At 71.2% G+C, this 22,037-nt stretch carries 21 protein-coding genes; 9 read left to right on the top strand and 12 right to left on the bottom strand.

Going from position 1 to position 22,037, the window contains the following annotated elements; all coding sequences use genetic code 11:
* The 5 genes from ABD844_RS48730 to ABD844_RS48750 all read right to left on the bottom strand — a co-directional run.
* A partial coding sequence (locus tag ABD844_RS48730) for an FAD-dependent oxidoreductase (RefSeq protein WP_344895533.1) occupies positions 1-982 on the bottom strand: 982 nt, incomplete at its 3' end.
* A complete protein-coding gene (locus tag ABD844_RS48735) occupies positions 979-1,719 on the bottom strand; it encodes a maleate cis-trans isomerase family protein (RefSeq protein WP_344895536.1) in 741 nt (246 codons plus the stop codon). The genes ABD844_RS48730 and ABD844_RS48735, both read right to left, overlap by 4 nt.
* Positions 1,720-1,777: 58 nt before the next feature.
* Entirely contained in the window at positions 1,778-1,984 is a 207-nt protein-coding gene (locus tag ABD844_RS48740; RefSeq protein ID WP_344895538.1) for a hypothetical protein, read from the bottom strand.
* 12 nt (positions 1,985-1,996) lie between these two features.
* Complete coding sequence (locus ABD844_RS48745) at positions 1,997-2,362, bottom strand: hypothetical protein (protein ID WP_344895541.1); 366 nt, start codon at positions 2,360-2,362, stop codon at positions 1,997-1,999.
* A gap of 500 nt (positions 2,363-2,862) precedes the next feature.
* Entirely contained in the window at positions 2,863-3,645 is a 783-nt protein-coding gene (locus tag ABD844_RS48750) for a hypothetical protein (RefSeq protein ID WP_344895544.1), read from the bottom strand.
* 225 nt (positions 3,646-3,870) lie between these two features.
* Between ABD844_RS48750 and ABD844_RS48755 the strand changes: the two genes are divergently transcribed.
* Together ABD844_RS48755 and ABD844_RS48760 are read left to right on the top strand one after the other, a co-directional pair.
* A complete protein-coding gene (locus ABD844_RS48755; RefSeq protein ID WP_344895547.1) occupies positions 3,871-5,127 on the top strand; it encodes a Scr1 family TA system antitoxin-like transcriptional regulator in 1,257 nt (418 codons plus the stop codon).
* A gap of 182 nt (positions 5,128-5,309) precedes the next feature.
* The gene (locus ABD844_RS48760; RefSeq protein ID WP_344895550.1) at positions 5,310-6,143 is read left to right on the top strand and encodes an SAM-dependent methyltransferase; all 834 of its coding nucleotides are present in this window, start codon (positions 5,310-5,312) and stop codon (positions 6,141-6,143) included.
* A gap of 54 nt (positions 6,144-6,197) precedes the next feature.
* Here ABD844_RS48760 and ABD844_RS48765 read toward each other — a convergent pair whose 3' ends face one another.
* On the bottom strand, positions 6,198-7,016 hold the full coding sequence (locus ABD844_RS48765; protein ID WP_344895553.1) for a DUF4253 domain-containing protein: 819 nt from the start codon (positions 7,014-7,016) through the stop codon (positions 6,198-6,200).
* Between the two features lie 110 nt (positions 7,017-7,126).
* Here ABD844_RS48765 and ABD844_RS48770 point away from each other — a divergent pair, with 110 nt between their 5' ends.
* Complete coding sequence (locus ABD844_RS48770; RefSeq protein ID WP_344895555.1) at positions 7,127-7,705, top strand: HAD family hydrolase; 579 nt, start codon at positions 7,127-7,129, stop codon at positions 7,703-7,705.
* A gap of 24 nt (positions 7,706-7,729) precedes the next feature.
* On the opposite strand, the gene ABD844_RS48775 is transcribed toward ABD844_RS48770, so the two are convergent.
* Positions 7,730-8,452: a TenA family protein gene (locus ABD844_RS48775; protein WP_344895557.1), complete on the bottom strand. Its 723-nt coding sequence runs from the start codon at positions 8,450-8,452 to the stop codon at positions 7,730-7,732.
* Positions 8,453-8,545: 93 nt separating this feature from the next.
* On the bottom strand, positions 8,546-9,679 hold the full coding sequence (locus ABD844_RS48780) for a TIGR03118 family protein (RefSeq protein WP_344895560.1): 1,134 nt from the start codon (positions 9,677-9,679) through the stop codon (positions 8,546-8,548).
* 148 nt (positions 9,680-9,827) lie between these two features.
* Here ABD844_RS48780 and ppgK point away from each other — a divergent pair, with 148 nt between their 5' ends.
* Both ppgK and hrpA read left to right on the top strand, forming a co-directional pair.
* Positions 9,828-10,559 (top strand): polyphosphate--glucose phosphotransferase, encoded by a 732-nt coding sequence (ppgK, locus tag ABD844_RS48785; RefSeq protein WP_344895563.1) that lies wholly within the window; start codon positions 9,828-9,830, stop codon positions 10,557-10,559.
* A 193-nt stretch (positions 10,560-10,752) separates the two neighbouring features.
* Entirely contained in the window at positions 10,753-14,622 is a 3,870-nt protein-coding gene (gene hrpA, locus ABD844_RS48790; RefSeq protein ID WP_344895566.1) for an ATP-dependent RNA helicase HrpA, read from the top strand.
* Between the two features lie 16 nt (positions 14,623-14,638).
* On the opposite strand, the gene ABD844_RS48795 is transcribed toward hrpA, so the two are convergent.
* Positions 14,639-16,642, bottom strand: coding sequence for a catalase (locus ABD844_RS48795; RefSeq protein ID WP_344895569.1), 2,004 nt, complete (start codon positions 16,640-16,642; stop codon positions 14,639-14,641).
* Between the two features lie 84 nt (positions 16,643-16,726).
* Here ABD844_RS48795 and ABD844_RS48800 point away from each other — a divergent pair, with 84 nt between their 5' ends.
* Positions 16,727-17,380, top strand: coding sequence for an HAD family hydrolase (locus ABD844_RS48800; RefSeq protein ID WP_344895572.1), 654 nt, complete (start codon positions 16,727-16,729; stop codon positions 17,378-17,380).
* Here ABD844_RS48800 and ABD844_RS48805 read toward each other — a convergent pair.
* Positions 17,373-17,696 carry a DUF5709 domain-containing protein gene (locus ABD844_RS48805; protein ID WP_344895575.1) on the bottom strand — a complete coding sequence of 108 codons (324 nt, stop codon included), beginning with the start codon at positions 17,694-17,696 and terminating at the stop codon, positions 17,373-17,375. The two genes, ABD844_RS48800 and ABD844_RS48805, sit on opposite strands and share 8 nt — an antisense overlap.
* 158 nt (positions 17,697-17,854) lie before the next feature.
* Here ABD844_RS48805 and ABD844_RS48810 point away from each other — a divergent pair, with 158 nt between their 5' ends.
* A complete protein-coding gene (locus tag ABD844_RS48810) occupies positions 17,855-18,340 on the top strand; it encodes a SigE family RNA polymerase sigma factor (protein ID WP_344895578.1) in 486 nt (161 codons plus the stop codon).
* On the top strand, positions 18,337-19,512 hold the full coding sequence (locus ABD844_RS48815) for a hypothetical protein (protein ID WP_344895582.1): 1,176 nt from the start codon (positions 18,337-18,339) through the stop codon (positions 19,510-19,512). Before ABD844_RS48810 ends, ABD844_RS48815 begins: the two co-directional genes overlap by 4 nt.
* A 36-nt stretch (positions 19,513-19,548) precedes the next feature.
* Here the strand turns inward: ABD844_RS48815 and ABD844_RS48820 are convergent, their stop codons facing one another.
* Entirely contained in the window at positions 19,549-21,282 is a 1,734-nt protein-coding gene (locus ABD844_RS48820) for an ABC transporter ATP-binding protein (protein WP_344895585.1), read from the bottom strand.
* 70 nt (positions 21,283-21,352) lie between these two features.
* On the opposite strand from ABD844_RS48820, the gene ABD844_RS48825 reads away from it, so the two are divergent.
* Positions 21,353-21,772 carry a MarR family winged helix-turn-helix transcriptional regulator gene (locus ABD844_RS48825; RefSeq protein WP_344895588.1) on the top strand — a complete coding sequence of 140 codons (420 nt, stop codon included), beginning with the start codon at positions 21,353-21,355 and terminating at the stop codon, positions 21,770-21,772.
* On the opposite strand, the gene ABD844_RS48830 is transcribed toward ABD844_RS48825, so the two are convergent.
* The coding region (locus ABD844_RS48830) for an amidohydrolase family protein (RefSeq protein WP_344895591.1) at positions 21,732-22,037 on the bottom strand (306 nt) is incomplete at its 5' end. The genes ABD844_RS48825 and ABD844_RS48830 overlap by 41 nt on opposite strands.

Below are 22,037 nucleotides of genomic sequence, written 5' to 3' on the forward strand. Positions count from 1 at the left end.
GCCGCCGCCAGGCCCACGCCTCCAGCGCGGCGGGCGGGGCGGCGCCGCCGATCACGGCCGCGATCGCCCGGCCGGCCTCGGCCGCGTCGTGGATGCCCGCGTTCATGTTGAGCCCGCCGACCGTGGAGGTCAGGTGCGCCGCGTCGCCCACGAACAGCACCCGCCCGCACCTGTACGACGTCAGCACCCCCCTGGACAGCCCGAACCGGTCGGCGCCCGTGACGCGGATCGGCTCGCTGGCGCCCGGCAGGTTCCTGCGCACCAGCAGGGACAGGTTCGACGCGGACAACGGCTCGTGCGCGTCGCAGGGGATCTTGAAGATGATCCGCCAGTGGTCGGGCAGCCCCAGCAGGGTGCACGACTGCTGCACGTCCTGCACGTACGTCAGCGGTGCCAGGCCGGGCAGCAGCCGGTCGAGCGGCGAGTCGGTGAACACCCGCAGCGCCTGCGCCGGATAGGCCGACCTCGGGAACGGCAGGCCGAGCGAGCCGCGTACGGTGCTGTGCCCGCCGTCGGCGGCGATCATGTACCGGGCCCGCGTCCAGGTGTGGCCGACACGGACCCGGATCCCTGTGCCGCCCTCGGCCACGCCGTCCACCGTCGTGCCGAACCGCACGTCCGCCTCGGGGTAGACGCTGAGCGCGCCGAGCAGCAGCCGGGTCAGCGCCGCCTGGTCGGCGTGGATCCGGAACGGATGCCTGGTCAGCCCGTCGAGCCGGTCCATGCCCATCTCGGCCAGCACGATCCCGGACCGGTCGCGCCACTGCACCCGATCGACCACGCGGCCACCGGCGACCAGCCGGGCGGCCACGCCGAGGTCGTCCAGCAGGTCGAGCGTGGCGGGGTGGAACGTGCACGCGCGCGGCTGCCGGGACAGGTCGTTCTCCCGTTCCAGCACGGTGACCGGGATCCTGGCGCGGGCCAGGGTGAGGGCGGCGGTGAGCCCGGCGGGCCCGGCGCCGACCACGATGACGCCGTTCATGCCGTGCGCCCTCCTTGCGCCGCCAGGGGACCGCGGCGGTACGGCAGGCGGCCGAGCGTCACGTGCCGGCCGACCGCCCTGGACAGGGCCCACCAGGCCACGCAGAGGTTCGAGGTGAGCAACATCCGGTCGTTCCCGCTGGTCAGCGGGCCGAGCACGGGTAAGGTCGGCAGGCCGGTGCCGGTGAAGAGCAGGACGGCGTCGGCCGGCAGCTCCGCCAGCTCGACCTGGCTGATCAGCTCCGACGGGGTGAGCGCGTAGGAGGAGTAGCCGTCGCGGGCGCGTACCTGGACGACCCGGGTGACGTTCAGCCCGGCCGTCTTCCAGAACCGCTCGGCCAGCTCCGTCACCCACGGCTGGTACGGCGACACCAGGACGATGTCCTCCACCCGCACGTGGTCCAGCGCCTCGCGCGTGGCCAGCGTGGCCGAGGCGAACGGCACCCCGGTCGCCGCGGTCATCTCGGCGCACTGCTCTCGGTCCTCGTCGGGGCCGAGCAGGTAGCGGGGCTCGCAGCAGGCCATGACCATGGCGTCCAGCCGCAGGCCCTCGAACGCGCCCGCCATCGCGGGCAGGGCCGCGTTGTAGCCCTCCAGCCGGTCCGCCAGGGACGGCCCCGGCCGTACGGGCAGGCGGGCGACGTGCATGTCGGCGCGCGAGCCGAGTAAGCGCGTCAGCTCCGGCTCCGCCGACGGGTTCGCCGGCGCCACGATCACGCCGACCCTGTTCCGGCTCACTGTGTGCCCCGGACGGTGCGCATGGCAATTCCTCCTGTGCGGGGAAGGCGAGGGAAGGTCACGAGGCGCGGTGCCGCAGCGCCTGGTCGATCTCGGTGACGGCCTCGACCGACACCTGCCGGATGCGGCGCAGCCGGTGCACGGTGCGCGGCGGCTCCGGCGGCGGGCCGGGCTGGTCCTCGCCCGAGGACGACGGCGTGCCGGGCCGTACGCCCCGCGCGTGGACTTCGTGTGGTTGTGACCTGCGCAGTTCGCCGGTGAGCATGATCGCTCCTGTCTATAGCGGGTTGCCTGTTGGATGGGGGTGGAGCTCCGGGACGGCGGGGCGGGCCGAATGTCGCGCGGCGCCGCTCCGTACCCGGTCGTCGTGGTCGCGCGGCTCGGCGAGGAGCCGGCGCAGCGTCGCCGGCCCCTCTTCCGCCGCGCTTCGAGATCGGAGTCCGGTCTCATGTCCCGACGCCCCGGCGACCCGCACCAACGCCGCGGCGGCGAGCAGAACGGCGGCCGGCAGGTCGGCCGCCAGCACAGAGGCATGTCCGGGGACCCCTCCCCGGAGGACCGGCAGGTCGATCGGCGCCGTGGCGCCCGTCACGGCGATCGCCTCGTCCGGTCCCGCTCCCGTGCTGAGGGCTCCGATCGTCAAAACCCGCCGATCGGAGCCAGGCCCCCCGCCGTGAATGGCCCTGGTGGGCCCGGCTCGGCGCACGGCCGTACTGGCCGTGCTACCGGGCCGGCGGGGAGAAAGCCGGCCCCAGGCGCTACCCCTCGTGTTGGCCAGCACGCCAGCCGCTACCGCGCTGGCCAACAACACCGGGCCGACTAGGTCGGGCACGTGCCGCACGGTGCCGGGGGGATGGGGTAGCGCCGGGGCCAGCGCCAACAGCGCCGCCATCCGTTCCGCATGAGCGGCGGGCGGTCCGGACCGGCCGTGGGAGGCCGGTGACCGGCCGCCGCCTGATGGCGGCGCCAGCTTCTGCGCGACACCGGGGCCCTGATCCCGCCGGTCTCCCGGCGGGACAGCCCCGGGCGCGGCCGTGATGACCTGCGTCGCGCCCGGGCGGTTCAGGGCCGGTAACCGCGTCCGGTGCCGCGGCGATGCCGCGGGCGCCGGGGCGGCCCGGTGTTCGCGTCCGTGTGTCAGCGTCATCGCGCCCTCACCGTGCCCTCGGTGCCCTCGGCACTCTGGGCGCCCTGGGCGCTCTCGGTTCTGGTGCTCTCGGCGACGTTGGGCACGCTGACGCAGACCATGCGCTCGGTCAGCCCGGTGCCCTGCGCCGCGGGACGTGGTCTCGCCGGGCGCGTCCTGGCCGGCCCCGCACCGCCGGCGACCGTACGCGCGACCTTGGAGGCGAGGGCCAGGTGTTCGCCGCAGCGCCGGGCGACCTTGTCCTCAAGACCGGCCACCTGGGCCAGCCGGAGCCGCATCGGCTCCAGGGACGACCGGCGTTCGAGACCGGCGAGGTCGGCCAGCCGGGCGGGCCAGCGCAGTTCGTCGGCGCAGCGGGCCTCCACCTCGGCGGGTAGGTCAGCGGCGGGGAACCCGTCGTGACGCAGCCGGGTGGCGACCATGACGGCGGTGAACGCCGTCTTGTCGAAGTCGGCCAGCCGTCCCGACAGGGCGGCGGCCAGCATCCTGGCGCGGTGGCTCAGGCAGACCGCACTCCACCCGAGCAACAGCAGCCGATCAGGGCCCGTCTCCGTGTGCCAGCCGGCCAGCCGCAGCACTCGGGCCATCCGGTGGTAGAAGCGCCAGCGATGACCGGGGCTGTCCAGCCAGACCTGGACCCCGCCCAGCGGCAGGCTCGCGACGTGCACACCCGCCTCCGGCCCGGCCACGCGGGCGCAGATGCGCTGGACGACCCGCTCCTGCCGGGTGAGGGCCGGCTCCTCGGTGAACCAGGAAGCACCTTGGGGATCCACGGTCATGTCCGGCCACCTCCTTGCCTGGGGGCAATCTCTCAAGAACCCTTAGGCTGTTAAGCCTCAGTTACCACACGCTCTGATAGTCCGCTTATGACCGGGACTATGTCAACTGACAGTTTGCGCATAAGTTGATACCAGTACGCGTGGCAGAGCTTGCCCGCATGGCAGGGGACACTGGAGCCGGCGTCCCTTACGCTGGAAAAGTTCACGGGCGGTAGGAGGTGTGCCGTGGCGAACTTCGCCGAACGGCTCGATCTCGCGCTGACCAAGCGCGGCTTCACCGGTGCGCAGGTCGCCTCCGCCCTGACGGAGGCGGGCATCCCCATCACCCGCGCCTACGTCAGCCAGTTGCGCACGGGCAAGCAGACCAACCCGACCCTCCAGGTGCTCAGGGCGCTGGCCTCGTGCCTGCAGGTGAGCGTGGGCTGGCTGGTCGGCGACGACCACCTGGAGTCGGGCTCGGTCGAAGACCTGCAGGTGCGGGCGGCCAACGTCGGCCTGTCCGCCTCGGGTCTGTCCGAGGAGTCGCTGGCCGTGCTGCGCGGCGTGGTCGAGCTGGCCCGCAAGGCCGAGGGGCTGCCCGAGGAGCCCGAGCCCACCTCCGACATCCCCGAGGCGGGCGCGCCGCTCAGCGGGCCGCAGCGGCGCGCGCTCGGCAAGCGCCTGCACGGCCTGCGCCTGGCCGCCCAGCTCTCCGTGGAGCAGGTGGAGACCGCGATCGGCAGGGGAGCGGCGGCGATCCCGGCCGTCGAGGAGGGCCGCATCGCCCCCGCCCCGATCACCGTAGAGCGCCTGCTGGCCGTCTACGGCGTCGCCGCCGCGCCCATCCGCGAATACGTGCTCTCGCTGGCCAGGGGAGAGCGCGAGGCCGCCTGGTACGACGCGCAGTCCGTGCCCGTCTGGCTGGCCACCGGCTACGCCCTCGAACAACGGGCCACGGTGATCCGCACCTACCACAACCAGTTCGTGCCGCCGCTGCTGCAGACCGAGGAATACGCCAGGGCCGCCATCACCGTCAACGGCCCCGCGACGCTCGGGCAGCAGACGGTCGACGAGGCGGTCGCCCTCGTGCTGGCCCGCCAGGAGGCCCTGTCCCGCGACAACGGCGTGGTCCTGTGGGCCGTGATCGACGAGAGCGTGCTGAGCCGCTCGATCGTCGGCCCGCACGTCCAGCTCCGCCAGCTCGACGTGCTGATCGAGCACGCCAAGCGGCCCAACGTCTCCCTGCACGTGGTGCCGATGGAGGACCCCGTCTACGCGCCGCGCACCGGGCCGTTCACGCTCTGGCGCTTCGCCGAGGCGTTCGAGTCCGACATCGCCTGCGCCCACGGCATCGAGTCCGACGCGCTGGTCACCGACACGGGTGAGGTGGAGGCCTATCACCAGGCGTTCACCAAGCTCTCGGTCACCACGACCACTCGCGACGAGACTTTCGAGCTGCTCAACGCTCATCGCGAAAGGCTTTCGCGTTCGCTCGCGAAATGAGCGGCTTCCCGCGCGAGAGATCATTTATGCCTGGGTAAGGTGACGCACTTATACCCAAATCCAATGGTTTTTCAGGTTGTCTTCCGCTGTGGGGCGGGGATCATATGTTCTGGGTCATCGAGTGGGGTCCGAAAGGACAACTTTTCCCGAGATAGTGGGCGAGGGGAAAGGGGCAACACTCAATGCGTCAGCGTGCCATCCGAAACCTGGCGAAGCTGGAGATGACCCAAGCGAGGCTCACCCGTATCCTCGACGCCGCGGCCGGTGGGAAGGACCACTTCGCGGCCGACAGAAACGCGGTGCGCCGTTATGACACGGCCGCTCCGATCACGACGACGGCCGCACGTGCCGTGCTCGACTTCTTGTGCCGGGTGGTCCGTCACGTGGCGACCGAAGGTGTGGACCAGTTCGTGATCGTCGGGAGTGGGGTGCCGAGCGGTCTGCCGCTCGGCGGGCGGTTGCACGACGTCGCCCGTGACGCCCTGGGCGGTCCGGTGCCACGCGTGGTCTACGTGGAGAACGACCCCATGGTGCTGGCCGGAGCGAGGGCGACCATCGAGCCCGTCACCGACCTCGTACGCGTGGTGGAGGGCGACATACGCGAGATCGACGACGTGCTCGACGACCGGGTGCTGCAGACGTTCCTCGACTGGGACCGGCCGATGGCCGTGCTGCTGCTGTCGACCCACAGCCTGAACGACGACGAGTTCTTCCATTACGTGATCAAGCGGATAAGGCAGGTGGTTCCGGAAAGGAGTTACCTGTCGTTGGTGCAGACCACGTTCGACGCCATTCCCGCGGAGTTGTTGCCGGCCATTCACGATCTGCTGGCGATGACGCTGCCGGGGCACGCGATTCGTACCAGGGAGGAGGTCAAGGCGTTGCTCGAAGGTCTGGTGCTGGTCGATCCGGGATTGGTGTGGGTCCCGGAATGGCGGCCAGGTCCTCGCGACGACGCCTGTGTGGAACAGCCCAGCGCGTCCGGTGGTTACGGTGCCGTGGCCCGCATTCCGTGACGACGGCGGTTTTCGCCGGCCGTCGCGGAGGGGCCGCGCGGTCCGTTCAGGACCTCAGTCCCACCAGAACGACCAGGCGTGTCCGCCGATGAGCTGCTCGGCGTACCCTTCGAGGTCGCCGGGTCCCTGCACCACGTTGTCGGGGCAGAACGTCCAGTGCTCGGCGGCCACGTGTAACGCGTGCTCGGGATCGACCGGCGGCGCCGCCACGCTCAGGTCCAGCGTGTTGAACCCGACGCCCACCACCCGCGCCCCGAACCTGTCCTCCCAACTGCGCACCACCGCCGCCATCGGCACCATCCACTCGTTGTGGTGCAACGCCCCCTGCCAGCCCATGACCGCCAGCGCGTCGGCGCCCCGGCCGGCCGCGACCAGGCCCAGCGGCATTCCCCTGACCGCCAGCTCGCCCGCCAGCCAGTCGGCCACCGCCTCAGGATCGGCCCGCGGCACGCCGGGCGCGGCCAGGCCGGGACAGATCCCGCCGTACGGCTCCAGCTCGTCCAGCGCGTCCTGCGGCATCTGCGTCACCCACTCCTGCCACACCTCGGCCATGAAACCCTCGGCGGTGAAGTGGTCGATCTGGCGGGGATCGTCGGGGAGGACCTGGCCGACCCCCCACGGCTGCGCCGACTCGTCGAGCAGCACCGGCCACAGCCCGCTGTGCGGGTGCCAGTCGCGCAGCACCGCCCAGCCCTCGCTGCTCACCGGCTCGTCGCTCATCCAGAACGCCGGCCGCGGCGCGTCCCCCTGCCTCGTGTAGCCGGGATCCGGCCAGACCACCTCACCGGGGGGCAACGCCACGGGCAGCCGCCGGCCACTGCCGCCGTCGGCGAACAGCCGGCCCAGCCCGCCTGGCAGCCGATGATCGCTCATGCCCTACCGTTCCGAAACCGAATCCTGTCTCGGAGATGGTAGTGCCGCCGGTCGCCACCGCACCTGCGGCGGGACCCCGCCGGTTGCCGACAAGGGGACAATGGTGAGCTGTGATCCCCTTTGACGCGGTTCTCACCGACTTCGATGGCGTGCTGCGCCACTTCGACCACGCCGCCCAGGCCGACATCGAGGCCCGTTACGGGCTGCCCCTCATGAAGACGGCCTTCGCTCCCGAGCTGATCACCCCGCCGACGCTCGGCCAGGCCACCGAGCGGCAGTGGACCGAGTCGATCATAGCCGCCCTCGGCGGGGACGAGCGGGCCCGCCAGGCCGTGGCCGAGTTCACCGCCATCGGCTTCTGGGTGGACGAGGAGGTCAGGGCGCTGCTGGCCGAGGCGCAGCGGCACGTGCCGGTGGTCATCGTGACCAACGCGATGGACACGCTGGAGGAGCACATGGAGCTGCTGGGGCTGACGTACTTCGCCGACGCCGTGGTCAGCAGCGCCCGGGTCGGCGTGGCCAAGCCCGACCCGCGCATCTACGAGATCGCCGCCGAGCGCGCCGGGGCCGTGCCGGGACGCTGCCTGTTCGTGGACGACCGGCTGCCGAACGTCGAGGCCGCCAGGGCGCTCGGCATGACCGGCGTCCACTTCCGGTCGGTCCAGGACCTGGCGGCCGTGCTGGGCTAGCTGTTCTGTGCGGTGAACGCCGGGTCAGCTCGCGGAGCCCTCGCCCGGCCCGGCCGCCATGTCGAAGAAGGCCCGCTCCAGCGCCACGGCCCGGCGGAACACGTCGAGCACCTCCCGCCGCCTCAGCTCCGCGCCTGTGTCGCCGGTGTCGCCGGTGTCTTCGTCCGTGCCTTCGTTCGGGTCCGGGTGGAGGTCCGCGCCCAGGCGGTCCAGCTCGCCGCGCAGGAACGCCACCCAGGCCCGGAACTCCGCACCCTCGTGCAGCTCGATCCACTCCCGGTGGACGAAGCTCTCCGGCAGCGGCTCGGCGGCGTGCGAGGCCCAGCCGAGATAGCACCACTCGGCCACGCACAGCACGGCGACGATCCTCAGGTAGTCCTGAGACGTGCGGACCTCGTCCATGAGCCGCCTGAACGCCGCCGTCACCGGCTCCAGCGGCACCTCGGTACGCCCGCCCAGCTCGGCCAGCGCCCGATGGAAGTACGTCTTCTCCTCGGTGGTGGCCACCTGCCCGAGGAACGTGCCGTACGGCACCCGCGCCTCGAAGCCGTCGGCACTGGCCACGGCCGCGCCGAGCAGCGCCGTGAAAGAGTCCACGAACTGGAAGTCCTGCTCCAGGTAGCGCCGCATCGCGTCGTCGGCCACCGTCCCCTTGGTGATCGCCATGGCGAAGGGGTGGGTCACCACCGCCGTCCAGTCGGGTTCGGACCGCAGCCTGAGCCACTCGCTGAAAGATCGCTCGCTCACGGCCCCGACTGTAGCCCGTGACCGCCGCCCCCGCCGAGGCCGGCGGGCCGCGCCTCTCGCCCGGCCGGGAGGGCGGCGGCGACCGGGCGCCGGTCAGTACCCGCCATAGGGGTTCTGGGTGGCGGGGGCGCTGGTCTTCTGGCTCGCCGAGGGCGTCGGGCTGCTCGACGGCGTGCTTGCCGCCCCCGTCGAGCTGACCTTGGTGCCCTGCGGGGCGATCACGCCGATCAGGCCGTGCTTGGTGGCGTCGATCCCGGCGGAGAACCACAGGGCGCTCTCGCCGCCGGTGGCCGCGGTGCCGGGCTGCAGGTCCCACAGGCCGGGCAGCACGACCGGCTTGCCGCCGGTGGTGGTCAGCGCGCCGAGGTGGCGGCCCTGCCGGTACGCGTGCACGGTCCCGTCGCCGAAGTTGCCGACCAGCAGCGCGCCCGCGTACTGGCTCCAGCCCTTGGGCGCCGCGGTGAGCCCCCAGGGGGCGTTCAGCCCGGCACGGGAGATGCGGCCGGTCAGGCGTCCCGTGGCGTCGAAGCGGCTGACGAAGCCCTTCCCCTTGCCGAAGACCGGCTTGCCGGTGGACGCGTCGCGCAACGCGTACGCGACCCAGATGTTGCCGTTGGCCACCGCCACGTTGTAGGCGTGGTAGCCCTTCGGCAGCGTCCGGTCCCTGAACTGCCAGTTGGCCAGCCCGATACGCCGGAAGTCCTGGTCGAAGGCGTGGACGCGGCCACCGGCGAAGTCGGCGGCCAGCAGGAACTCCTCGTCCTCGGTCTGGACGAGCTCCAGGCCCTTGTAGTCGGCGCCCCGGGTGAAGGCCGCGATGATCGCGTTGGCCGGGTCGACCTCGGCGTTCCAGCCGGAGATGGCGCCGCTGGGGCTGGAGAAGATGAAGGTGGCGGGCTTGTCCTTCACGGTGAAGCCGTCGCCGGAGTTGAACACCTGGCCTGTCGGGGCCCCGCCCGGGATGGCCACCTCCGTTTTCTCCTTCTTACCCGTGCCGGAGTAGACGGTGGCGCTACCGGTGCCGGTGTTCGAGACCCAAAGGGTCTTGCCCATGGCCAGGCCCCACGGGTTGACGACCTTGGGGTCGGTGACAGGGGCCTTGCCCTTGACGTCCGACACAAGGTTGGTGACGTCGAATCTGGTCCTGGTGGTGGCGTGTGCGGGAGAGGTGAGAGTCGCTCCCAGAACGACCGCAACAGCGCAGAGTGTGATGATGCGTGGCCGCATCCGTTGCCTCCTAGATAGCGCTTGTGACGCGAGATACGCGGAGGGCCCGGGGATGGGTTCAGTCATGGCTGGAATTTGGGACCTTGGGGCGGGTTCAGCCGTGTCTGGAATTAGGGTTTTTCCCCGACCGGCAGGGGAGAGGGACATCATGAACGTGTTGGGCATCGACATCGGCGGCTCGGGCATCAAGGGCGCGCCGGTCGACACGAAGACGGGCGAGCTGGTGGACGAGCGGCTCCGCATACCGACGCCCGAGCCGTCCCGGCCGGACGCGGTGGCCGAGGTGGTGGCCTCGATCGTGCGGCATTTCGGCTGGGACGGCCCAGTTGGCGTCACCTTTCCCGGCGTGGTGGTGGACGGAGTGGTCAGGTCGGCCGCCAACGTCGACCGCTCGTGGGTGGGCGTGGACGCGGCCCGGCTGTTCGGCGGGGCCACCGTACTGAACGACGCCGACGCGGCGGGCCTGGCCGAGGTTCGTTTCGGACGGGGGCGGGGGCAGCGGGGCACGGTGCTGGTGCTGACGTTCGGCACGGGCATCGGCAGCGCGCTGTTCGTCGACGGGGTCCTGGTGCCCAACACCGAGCTGGGGCACCTGGAGCTGCACGGCAAGGACGCCGAGCACCGGGCCTCCGCGCGGGTCCGCGAGGATCACGAGCTGAGCTGGGAGAAGTGGGCCGAGCGGGTGGAGGAGTACCTGCGGCACGTCGAGATGCTGTTCTCGCCGTCGCTGATCGTGATCGGCGGGGGCGTGAGCAGGAAGACCGACAAGTTCCTGCCGCACGTGCACCTCGACACGCCCGTCGTCCCGGCCACGCTGCAGAACCAGGCGGGCATCGTCGGCGCCGCCCACGCCGCCGCCGACCGGGCGACCGCCACCTGACCCACCTGCCCCCGCCGCCTGCCCGCCCGCCACCTGACCTGCCCGCCACCTGATCCGCCTGCCCGCCGGTCCGCAGCCTGCCGGTCCGCGATCGCCGGGGCGCGGGTGATATTGGGATGCGGGAGGTGGGCGCGGTCGGGCAGCATGGTTGGTTGGCTCCGGCGACGCGGGGCTCAAATATCCTGAAAGCAGTATGGGAACTCCTTCCTTGTCCTCTCCACTCGCCGAGCTCCAGTCCCGCCTGCCCCAGCTCATGCCGCGCGACGAGCGGCGGCTGCGGCGCAGGCTCGACGGCATGCGCCGGGTGCGCTCCCGCGACACGCGGGACAAGATCGTCGCCGAGATCCTCGCCGACGTGGAACGGGCCGAGCAGCGGCTGGTACGCCGCCGCGAAGCCGTACCAAAGGTGAAATATCCGGAAAACCTGCCCGTCTCCCAGCGCAGGGATGACATCCTCGAGGCCATCCGCGACCACCAGGTCGTGATCATCGCGGGCGAGACGGGCTCCGGCAAGACCACCCAGATCCCCAAGATCTGCCTGGAGCTGGGCCGGGGCGTACGCGGGCTGATCGGCCACACCCAGCCCCGCCGCATCGCCGCCCGCACGGTCGCCGAGCGCATCGCCGAAGAGCTGGGCACCGGCCTCGGCGAGGTGGTCGGCTACAAGGTCCGCTTCACCGACCAGGCGAGCGAGCGCACCCTGGTCAAGCTCATGACCGACGGCATCCTGCTGGCCGAGCTGCAGAACGACCGCCTGCTCGACCAGTACGACACGCTGATCATCGACGAGGCCCACGAGCGCAGCCTCAACATCGACTTCATCCTCGGCTACCTGAAACAGCTCCTGCCCAAGCGCCCCGACCTCAAGGTCGTCATCACCAGCGCCACGATCGACCCAGAGCGCTTCTCCCGCCACTTCGACGACGCGCCGATCATCGAGGTCTCCGGCCGCACCTACCCGGTGGAGGTGCGCTACCGGCCGCTGGAGGAGGACGACGACCAGACGCAGGGCATCGTCGACGCCTGCCGGGAGCTGATCGGGGAGGGCCCCGGCGACGTGCTGGTCTTCCTGTCGGGCGAGCGCGAGATCCGCGACGCCGCCGACGCCCTCGCCAAGGCCGAGTTCCGCAACACCGAGATCCTCCCGCTCTACGCCCGGCTGAGCGCCGCCGAGCAGCACCGCGTCTTCCAGCGCCACACCGGCCGCCGCATCGTGCTGGCCACCAACGTGGCCGAGACCTCGCTCACCGTCCCGGGCATCAAATACGTGGTCGACCCGGGCTTCGCCCGCATCTCCCGCTACAGCCACCGCACCAAGGTGCAGCGCCTGCCGATCGAGCCCATCTCGCAGGCCAGCGCCAACCAGCGCAAGGGCCGTTCCGGGCGCACCTCCGACGGCATCTGCGTCCGGCTCTACGAGGAGGACGACTTCCTCACCCGGCCGGAGTTCACCGACCCCGAGATCCTGCGGACGAACCTGGCCTCGGTCATCCTCCAGATGACCTCGATCGGGCTGGGCGACATCGAGGCGTTCCCGTTCGTCGAGCCGCCCGACCGCCGCCAGGTGAAAGACGGCGTCAACCTGCTGCACGAGCTGGGCGCGTTCGACGTCCACGGCAAGCTCACCGGCATCGGGCGCAAGCTGGCGGGCCTGCCGGTCGACCCGCGCCTGGGCCGCATGGTGCTGGAGGCGGAGAAGAACGGCTGCCTGCGCGAGGTCATGGTGATCGCCGCCGCGCTGTCCATCCAGGACCCGCGCGAACGTCCCTCCGACAAGCAGCAGCAGGCCGACGAGAAGCACCGCCGCTTCGCCGACCCCGAGTCCGACTTCCTGGCCTACCTCAACCTGTGGAACTACCTGCGCGACAAGCAGAAAGAGCTGTCCTCCAGCGCGTTCCGGCGGTTGTGCAAGGCCGAGTTCCTCAACTACCTGCGCGTACGCGAGTGGCAGGACATCTACAGCCAGATCCGCCAGACGCTCGGGGCCCAGCCCACCAGCGGGCCCGCCGAGCCCTTCCACGTGCACGCCTCGCTGCTCGTCGGGTTGCTGTCGCACATCGGCGTGAAAGACGTCATGGAGAAGCGCGGGGCCGACGGGCGGCGGCCGATCCAGGAATACCTCGGCGCCCGCAACGCCCGCTTCGCGATCTTCCCCGGCTCGGCGCTGGCCAAGAAGCAGCCGCAGTGGGTCATGTCGGCCGAGCTCGTCGAGACCTCGCGCCTGTGGGCCCGGGTCAACGCCAAGATCGAGCCCGACTGGGTCGAGCCCGTGGCCCAGCACCTGGTCAAGCGCACCTACTCCGAGCCCCACTGGGAGAAGAACCAGGGCGCGGTGATCGCCCTGGAGAAGGTCACCCTCTACGGCGTGCCGCTCGTGGTCGGCCGCAAGGTCAACTACGGCCGCGTCGACCCCGAGCTGTCGCGCGAGCTGTTCATCAGGCACGCGCTGGTCGAGGGCGACTGGGACACCCACCACCGCTTCCTGAAGGACAACCGGCGGCTGCTCGAAGAGGTCGAGGAGCTGGAAAATCGCGCCCGCCGCCGTGACATCCTGGTCGACGACGAGGCCCTCTACGACTTCTACGACCACCGGGTCCCGGCCGACGTGGTCTCGGCCCGCCACTTCGACTCGTGGTGGAAGAAGGCCAGGCAGGAGCAGCCGGAGCTGCTCACGTTCTCGCCGGAGATGCTGGTCAACGAGGGCGCCGACGTCAGCGCCCGCGACTACCCCGACAACTGGAAGCAACTCGGTCAGCGCATGAAGCTGACCTACCAGTTCGAGCCGGGGGCCGACGCCGACGGCGTCACGGTCCACGTGCCGCTCCAGGTGCTCAACCAGGTCAGCTCCGACGGCTTCGACTGGCAGATCCCGGGGCTGCGCGAAGAGCTGATCACCGCGTTGATCCGGTCGTTGCCGAAAAACCTGCGGCGCAACTTCGTGCCCGCCCCCAACTACGCCACGCAGGTGCTGGCCGGGGTCCGCCAGGGCGGCGAGCCGCTGCTGGAGGCCGTGGAGCGCGAGCTGCTGCGGCTGACCGGCGTACGCGTGCCGCGCGAGTCCTGGCAGCTCGACCAGGTGCCCGACCACCTGCGGATCACGTACCGGGTGATCGACGAGCGGCACCGTACGGTGGCCGAGGACAAAGACCTCGACGCGCTCAAACGCCGCCTGGCGCCGCGCCTGCGGCAGACGCTCTCGCAGGCGGGCGACGACCTGGAGCAGACCGGCCTGCACACGTGGAGCTTCGGCGCCCTGCCCAAGGTGTTCGAGCAGGGCCGGATGAAGGGCTACCCGGCGCTGGTGGACGCGGGCGACTCGGTCTCGATCAAGATCTTCGAGACGGAGGCCGAGCAGCGCCGCTCCCACTGGCCCGGCGTCCGCCGCCTGCTCCTGCTCAACGTCACCAACCCGGCCAAGTCGCTGCTCGGCGGCCTGTCCAACCAGGCCAAGCTGGCCCTGTCACGCAGCCCGCACGGCGGGGCGGTGGCGCTGTTCGACGACGTGGTCAACGCGGCGGTCGACAAGCTGATGCTCGACGTCGGGGGCCCGGCCTGGGAGCCGGTCGCCTTCGACCGCCTCTACCAGCACGTGCGCGCCGAGCTGTACGAGACGGCGCGCGAGGTGCTGGCCAAGGTGGAGCAGATCCTGAGCGTCTGGCACGAGGTCGGCGTCCGCCTCGACGCGCTGCGGGCGAGCGCGGCCACCGACGACGTACGCGACCAGCTCGGCAGGCTCGTCCACGCGGGCTTCGTGACGGCCACCGGCCACCGGCGGCTGCCCGACCTCCTGCGCTACCTGCGGGCGATCGAGCGCCGCCTCACCAAGCTCCCGGAGGAGCCCTGGCGCGACCAGGAGTGGACGGACCGGGTGCACAAGGTCGAGGACGACTACCACGACGTGCTGCAACGCCTGCGTCCCGCGCGCCGGGGCGACCCGGACGTCGTGGAGATCCGGTGGATGATCGAGGAGCTGCGGGTGAGCTTCTTCGCCCAGACCCTCGGCACGCCGACCCCCGTGTCGGAGAAGCGCATCGCGAAGGCCCTGGAGAAGCTCACCCCATGAACGCGCGCGTCGGTGGTCAGGCGGGCACGCGGGACACGTCCCGGTCGTAGAAGCGGTGGCCCGCCACGGCCTCCGCGAACGACCCCGCGATGTCGTCGCCCACGATCACCCCCACGTCGTTGGGCAGCCGGGCCGCCTCCACCAGTTGGCGGCCCGACCCCACGGCGCCCACGGCCTTGCCGTGCTTGAAGGACTCCAGGACGAAGAACAGCGCCCGCGACTCCCCGGCCAGCGCCGCGCCGTCCGCGGCCACCACGGCGTCGTAGGTGACCGAGCTGACGGCGCTGAGCTGCCGGTCTACCGGGACGCCCCCGACCTCGCCCTCGTGCGGTGCGACGATCTCGCAGATCGCCCCCTGCCCCTCCAGGGCCTGGCGGAAGGAGGAGACGGCGGCGGCGTCCGTGCCGTCGGCCATGAGAACGGCGATCTTGCGGGTGGCCACGCTGCGCGGCTGGCCGGTCATGCTGAGCGCAGGTGAGGCGTTCGTGTGCACCTCGCCCGTGGCCGGCGCGGGCAGGCCGAGGCCCCGCGCCACCTGGGCGCCCAGGTCCGGGTGGATCTTGCTCAGGTGCACGAGCACGCCCTCCTTGACGTGCTTGCGCGCCACGTGCCCCAGCTCGAACAGGAACGCGGCCACGATGTGCCGCTTCTCCCAGTGGGCCATGCTGTTCCAGAAGAGCGTGGCCTGGCTGTAGTGGTCGCCGAAGCTGGGGCTGCGCATCCGGATCTTGGTGCCCTCCACCTTCTCCTGGTAGTGCCGGTAGCCGTCCATGGCCGCCGGGCAGCCGCCGCTGATGGAGTTCGGGGCGTAGCTGGTGCGCGACTCGTGGATCAGGTGCTGGTGGAAGCCGTCGCGCTGGTCGTTGCGTACGGGGGCGATCGGCCGGTTGACCGGGATCTGCGGGAAGTTGGGCCCGCCCAGGCGCAGGAGCTGGGTGTCGAGGTAGGAGAAGTTCCTGGCCTGCAGCAGCGGGTCGTTGGTGAAGTCGATGCCGGGCACCACGTTCGCCGTGTGGAAGGCGACCTGCTCGGTCTCGGCGAAGAAGTTCTGCGGGTTGCGGTTGAGCGTCATCTTGCCGATGCGCCGCAGCGGCACCTGCTCCTCGGGAATGATCTTCGTGGCGTCGAGCAGGTCGAAGTCGAAGTCGTGCTCGCGCGACTCGGGTACGAGCTGCACGCACAGCTCGTACTCGGGGCAGGCGCCGCGCTCGATGGCCTCCCACAGGTCGCGGCGGTTGTAGTCGGGGTCGTTGCCCTGCACGCGCAGCACCTCGTCCCACACCAGCGAGTACGTCCCCAGCACCGGCCGCCAGTGCCACTTGACGAACGTGCCCTGCCCCGAGGCGTTCACCAGCCGGAACGTGTGCACTCCGAAGCCCTGCATCATCCGGTAGCTGCGCGGGATCGCCCGGTCGGACATGAGCCACATGACCATGTGCAGCGTCTCGGGCTGGAGCTGCACGAAGTCCCAGAACGTGTCGTGCGCCGACTGCGCCTGCGGGATCTCGTTGTGCGGCTCCGGCTTGACGGCGTGCACGAAGTCGGGGAACTTGATCCCGTCCTGGATGAAGAAGACCGGGAAGTTGTTGCCGACGATGTCGAAGTTGCCCTGGGTGGTGTAGAACTTCGTGGCGAAGCCGCGCACGTCGCGTACGGTGTCGGCCGAGCCGCGCGAGCCCGCCACGGTCGAGAACCGTACGAAGGTGGGCGTCTTGACCGAGGTGTCGTTCAGGAAGGCCGCCGAGGTGAGGTCGGCGAGCGGCTCGTACAGCTCGAAGATCCCGTACGCGCCCGCGCCCCGGGCGTGCACCACGCGCTCGGGGATGCGTTCGTGGTCGAAGCGGGTGAGCTTCTCGCGGGCGTGGAAGTCCTCCATGAGGGTGGGCCCGCGCAGGCCCGCCTTGAGGGAGTTGTCGGTGTCGTCGACCCGGATGCCCTGGTCCGTGGTCATCGTGAGGTCGTCGAGAGGCACGCGGTCGGCGTCGAGTTGCCGGTCTTTCGCGTCACGCTCTGGTTGCATGAAAAAATCCCCCTTGCGGATATTTGTCCGGTACTAGTGCCCAGTCAGATGAGACGAAGCAGGGCCGATCGAGCAGGGGGATCGATGATCAGAGCAGTGGTGTTCGACGTCGGGGAGACGTTGATCAGCGAGACGCGCATCTGGACCCGCTGGGCCGAGCGCCTCGGGGTCAGCCCCTTCGTGCTCATGGGGGCGCTGGGCGGGATGGCCGCGCTCGACCGTCCGCACGACGACGCGTTCCGGCTCGTCCGCCCCGGCCTCGACCTCGTGGCGGAGGAGGCCGCCTGGGAGCGGGACGACCCCGGCGGCCTGCGCAACCACTTCGACGCCGACGACCTCTACCCCGACGCGCGCCCGGCCCTGGCCGCCCTGCGCGAGGCCGGATACCAGGTCATCATCGCCGGCAACCAGCCGAGCCGCGCCTACGACGCCCTCGTCGCGATGGAGTTGCCCGCCGACTCCGTGCACACCTCCGAGGGGTGGGGCGTGTCCAAGCCGGAGGCCGGCTTCTTCGCCAAGGTCGCCGCCGTGGCCGGCCGCGAGCCGGCCGAGATCCTCTACGTGGGGGACCGGCTCGACAACGACGTGCTCCCGGCCGCCGCGGCGGGCATGCGGACCGCGCTGCTGCGCCGCGGCCCCTGGGGCTACCTGCATGCCGAGCGCCCCCAGGCACAGGCCGCCGACGCGATCGTCGACGACCTGCACGGGGTGCTGCCGGTGCTCGGCCGCCTCATGTGAGGTTTTCGTCGGGATCGATGCGGACCGCCCGTTCCTCGGCCGACAGGTCGTCGGTGTCGTCAACCCAGTCCTCGCCGATCTCCTCGCTTTCCCGATCCGGTGCGAGCCCCTCGTCGGGCTGCGTGAGGCGATGCTTGGGCCGTGGGCCGCGCAGCCGCTCCGGGGCCTCCCGCCGCAGGCGCTCGTCGAGGGTGTCCCGGTGCTGCGGGTCGTCCTCGACGATCTCATGGCGGAAGCCGAGATCGTCGGTCCACTCTCTGACCTCGATCTCCTGCTCATCGCTCATGCCGTACCGGTTCGGAGGTGTTTCGGTCATATGTGCCCCCTACCCAGGGAACGGGCAGGAATACGGGGACTTGGCCTGCCCTGGGGCCTGCGCCGACGCTTCCTTGCCTGATCGCCGGTTCAGGCACTCAGATCGGGCGATTTCGCGAAGGCCCCAACCGTTCGCCCTCTCTCAGACGTCTTGCCTACATGACGGATTCCGAGGCGTTCGAGGCGTTCGTCGCCGCCTGGTACCCGCGGCTGCTGCGTGCGGCCATCCTCATCAGCGGTGACCGGCACCTGGCCGAGGACGTGCTGCAGGATGCCCTGATCAAGCTGGCGGGCCGCTGGTCGAAGGTGCACACCGACCCTGCCGGCTATGTGCGTACCACCCTGTACAGGGATGTGGCGTCCAAGTGGCGCAGGCAACGGGAGTTCGCCTACGGGGAGCCGCCCGAGCGGGCGGACGACGACGGCTCGCGGGCGTCGGACCTGAAGGTGGTGTTCGCCCGCGCGCTGGCCAGGCTGCCGGTGAAGCAGCGGGCGGTGCTGGTGCTGCGCTTCTACGAGGACCTGCCCGTCGGGGAGGTCGCCGCGATCCTCCGGGTCTCGTCCGGGACCGTGAAGAGCCAGACGCACGCGGCGCTCAGGCGGTTGCGCGAGGTCGCTCCCGAACTGGAAGAGGTGTTGATATGACGGACCAGAGGCTGCGGGAGCTTTTCGACGATCTCGCCGAGACCCTGCCCGAGGGGCCGTCCCGCGCGAGCGAGCTGTGGCGGCAGGGCACGCGGCGTCGGGCCCGCGGCCGATGGACGGCGGCCGCGGTGGCCGCCACGGTCACCGCGCTGGTCGTGGCTGGGGTCGCCCTGTCCCCTGAGCCGGTCGAGCGCGGCATCACCATCTACCCCAGCCTCACCCCCACGCCCGCGATCCCGCCGCCCCCCGCGATGGACACCGCGCCGCCGCCCAGCGGCGAGGCGGGGCTGCCCACGCTGGCGACGGAACTGCCGCAGGAGTGGGCCGGCCTCCCCGTCGTGAGCGCGGTTCCCGGGCCCGTCCTGGCGCTGGCCGAGTTCGGCGACGGGAAGATCTACCTGCTGAAGTCCGGCGGCCGGGTCCCGCTCGACGTGAAGCTGGGCGACTCCGTGGACGCCGGCGGCAACGGCGGGACGCCGCTGAAGCCCAACGCGCTCGCCCCCGACGGGACGATGGCCGCCTTCCCGCAGAAGGACGAGGTGGTGGTCGTCGACCTCGTGATCGGCCAGGTCAGGCGCTATCCGGTGCCGGGGTTCAACGAGGTGGTGCTCTGGCGCGGCGAGCGGCTCCTCGTCGAGCAGGAAGAGGCGAACTACCTGCTCGACCTGGCTACGGGGAAGGTGCGGCGGCAGCCGTACGCGGGCTTCGCGGGTGTCGCGGGCTACCGCGACCTCAGGATCGTCTCGCCCGGCGAAGGCGGCCGTACGGTCCTCCAGGAGGGCGGGTGGGAGGTGGAGCTGGACGTCCGGCGCCTCACCGACGAGGGCGGCATGCCCGTGGGCGTCCTGGGCCGCCACGGATGGCAGCGCGGCGGGCTCGTCGCCCAGTCCGCGTACGCCCACGACGACCTGCCCGCGGTGGCCGCCGACGTGGTCGTCGTGGCCGACGTCGCGACGGGACGGGTGGTCAGGACGCTGCTCCTGCCCTGGGGCAACTCCCCTGACACGAGGTGCGGCAAGCGCGGCTGCGCCGTACGCGGCTGGATCGGTCAGGAGACGGTGATCATCGAGAGCGGGGACAGGCTGCTCGGCTGGAACATCGGCACCGGCGCGCTGTCACGCGTCGCCGACCTGCCCGAGGGGGTGATCGCCTACTCCCTGCGCGGTTGGTGAGCGGCCGGGGCGCGTCCACGCGCTCGGCTCACGGGGTCAGACGAGTTCGAGGGGCTGGTCGCGGCTCACCAGCGCCGCGTAGTGGCCGCCCAGGGCCATCAGCTCGTCGTGGGTGCCGCGTTCGACGATCCGTCCGTGGTCGAGCACGACGATCTGGTCCGCGTCGCGGACGGTGGACAGGCGGTGCGCGATCATGATCGTCGTACGCCCCCGCGCCAGCGCGTCGAGCGCCTCCTGCACGGCCTTCTCCGTCTGCGTGTCGAGTGCGCTGGTGGCCTCGTCGAGGATCAGCACCGGCGGGTCGCGCAGCAGTGTGCGGGCGATGGCCAGGCGCTGCTTCTCGCCCCCGGAGAAGCGGTAGCCGCGCTCGCCCACCACGGTGTCGTAGCCGTCGGGCAGCGAGGCGATGAGGTCGTGCACGCGCGCGGCCCGCGCCGCCGCCTCCAGCTCCTCGTCGGTGGCCGAGGGACGGGCGAAGCGCAGGTTGTCGGCGATCGAGGCGTGGAACAGGTACGTCTCCTGCGACACCACGCCGACCACGTCGCTCAGCGACTCGAAGGTCAGCTCCCGCACGTCCACCCCGTCGATCGTGACCCGGCCGCCGGTGACGTCGTAGAGCCTGGGCGGCAGGTAGCTCAGCGTGGTCTTGCCCGCGCCCGTCTCGCCCACGACGGCCAGGCTGGTGCCCGCCGGCACGGTGAGGTCGACGCCGGTGAGCGTGGGGCCTTCGCCGTACGAGAAGTCGACCTGCTCGAAGCGGACCTCGCCGCGCACGTCACGCAGCACCGCCGGGCCTGGCCGGAGCTCGACGGGCAGGTCGAGGTACTCGAAGATGCGCCCGAACAGCGCCAGCGAGGTCTGCACCTCGACCCCCAGCCGCAGCAGCGAGACCATCGGCCGGAACAGTCCGGCCTGCAACGTCGTGAACGCCACCAGCGTGCCCACCGAGATCGACCCGGTGTGGCCCACGGCCCAGTAGATCATCGCGGGCATCGCGGCCATGACGAGCTGGATGGACGACTGCCGCCAGCGCCCCGCCATGCTGGTACGCACGCCGAGGTCGGCCAGCTCGTCGGAGGCCCGGCCGAAGCGCTCGGTCAGCTCGGCCGAGCGGCCCATCGTACGGCCCAGCAGGATGCCGCTGATCGACAGCGACTCCTGCACCATGGAGGCGATGCCCGCCAGCTTGCGCTGCCGTTCCGACGTGATGCGCTTGCGCTCGGAGCCGACCTTGCGGCTGATCCACACGAACGCCGGCAGCAGCACGATGGAGACCACGGTCAGCCGCCAGTCGAGCGCGAGCATGGCCACGATCGTGGCGATCACGGTGGTGAGGTTGGAGACGATCGAGGCGGCCGTCGAGGTGACGACGGCCTGCATGCCGCCGATGTCGTTGGCGATGCGCGACTGCACCTCGCCCGTCCTGGTGCGGGTGAAGAACGCCAGCGACATGCGCTGCAGGTGCGTGTAGACCGCGATGCGCAGGTCGTGCATCACCCGCTGGCCCACGGTGGTGGAGACGAGCGTCTGCAGCACGTCGAACACGGTCGTCGTGACCGCCACCAGGATCATGCCCAGGGCCAGCAGCGTGAGCAGCCCGGTGTCCCTGGCCGGGATCGCGACGTCCAGCACCTCGCGCAGCAGGAACGGCGAGGCCAGCGACACCAGCGAGGACAGCAGGATGAACGAGGCCACCACGGCCAGGCGGCCGCGGTAGGCGACGAAGAGCTTGATGATCCGCCCGAGGGGCGCTCGTGGTTCCTCCGCCAAGTGGGGCCTCCTTTCAGATGTCCACTCAAACAGAGGTTAACTCATATTTGTTCCGGCTAAACTATCCGGCATGGCAGAAAAGGAGCTCGGCGAGCTCTTGTTCCTGGTCGGCAGGCGGTTGCGGCACGGCTACGCCGACCGGCTGGTGCCGCTCGGGCTCAACCCCGGCCAGGCGCGGGCGCTGCGCGCGCTCGCCGGCGCCGAGCGGCCGATGCGCATGGTGCGGCTGGCCGACGAGCTGCGCATCGTGCCGCGCTCGCTCACGCCGGTCGTGGACGCGCTGGAGGCGGCGGGGCTGGCGCGCAGGGAGGTCGACCCGGCCAACCGCCGCTCGACGCTGGTCGTGATCACCCCGGAGGGCCGGGCGCTGGGCGAGCGGGCCCGCGACGCGCGCAGGCAGGCGGGGGAGGAGCTGTTCGCGGTGCTGACGGAGGAGCAGCGCGAGCGGCTCAGGGACTTGCTGGGGCTGGTGGAGGAGGGGCCGGGGTGACTGTGACGCCGCCTGTACCGCTGTCTGGGCCACCGTCTGTGCCGCTGACGGTGCCGCCGACCACCGTGCCCAGGCAGGGTGGCTGGGCCAGCAGCGCGGCGTACGGGTAACGCCCCCGGGCGTCGTAGACGGCGAAGTCGGCGCGCGCGCCGGGGGTCAGGGCGCCGATCCGTCCCCTGCCCCGGTCCATGCCCAGGGCGCGGGCCCCGCCCAGCGTGGCCGCCTCCACCAGCCGGCGGTCCAGCCCGCGCGGGCGCAGGCCGAG

It is taken from the genome of Nonomuraea antimicrobica (assembly GCF_039536965.1).
Lineage (GTDB): Bacteria > Actinomycetota > Actinomycetes > Streptosporangiales > Streptosporangiaceae > Nonomuraea > Nonomuraea antimicrobica.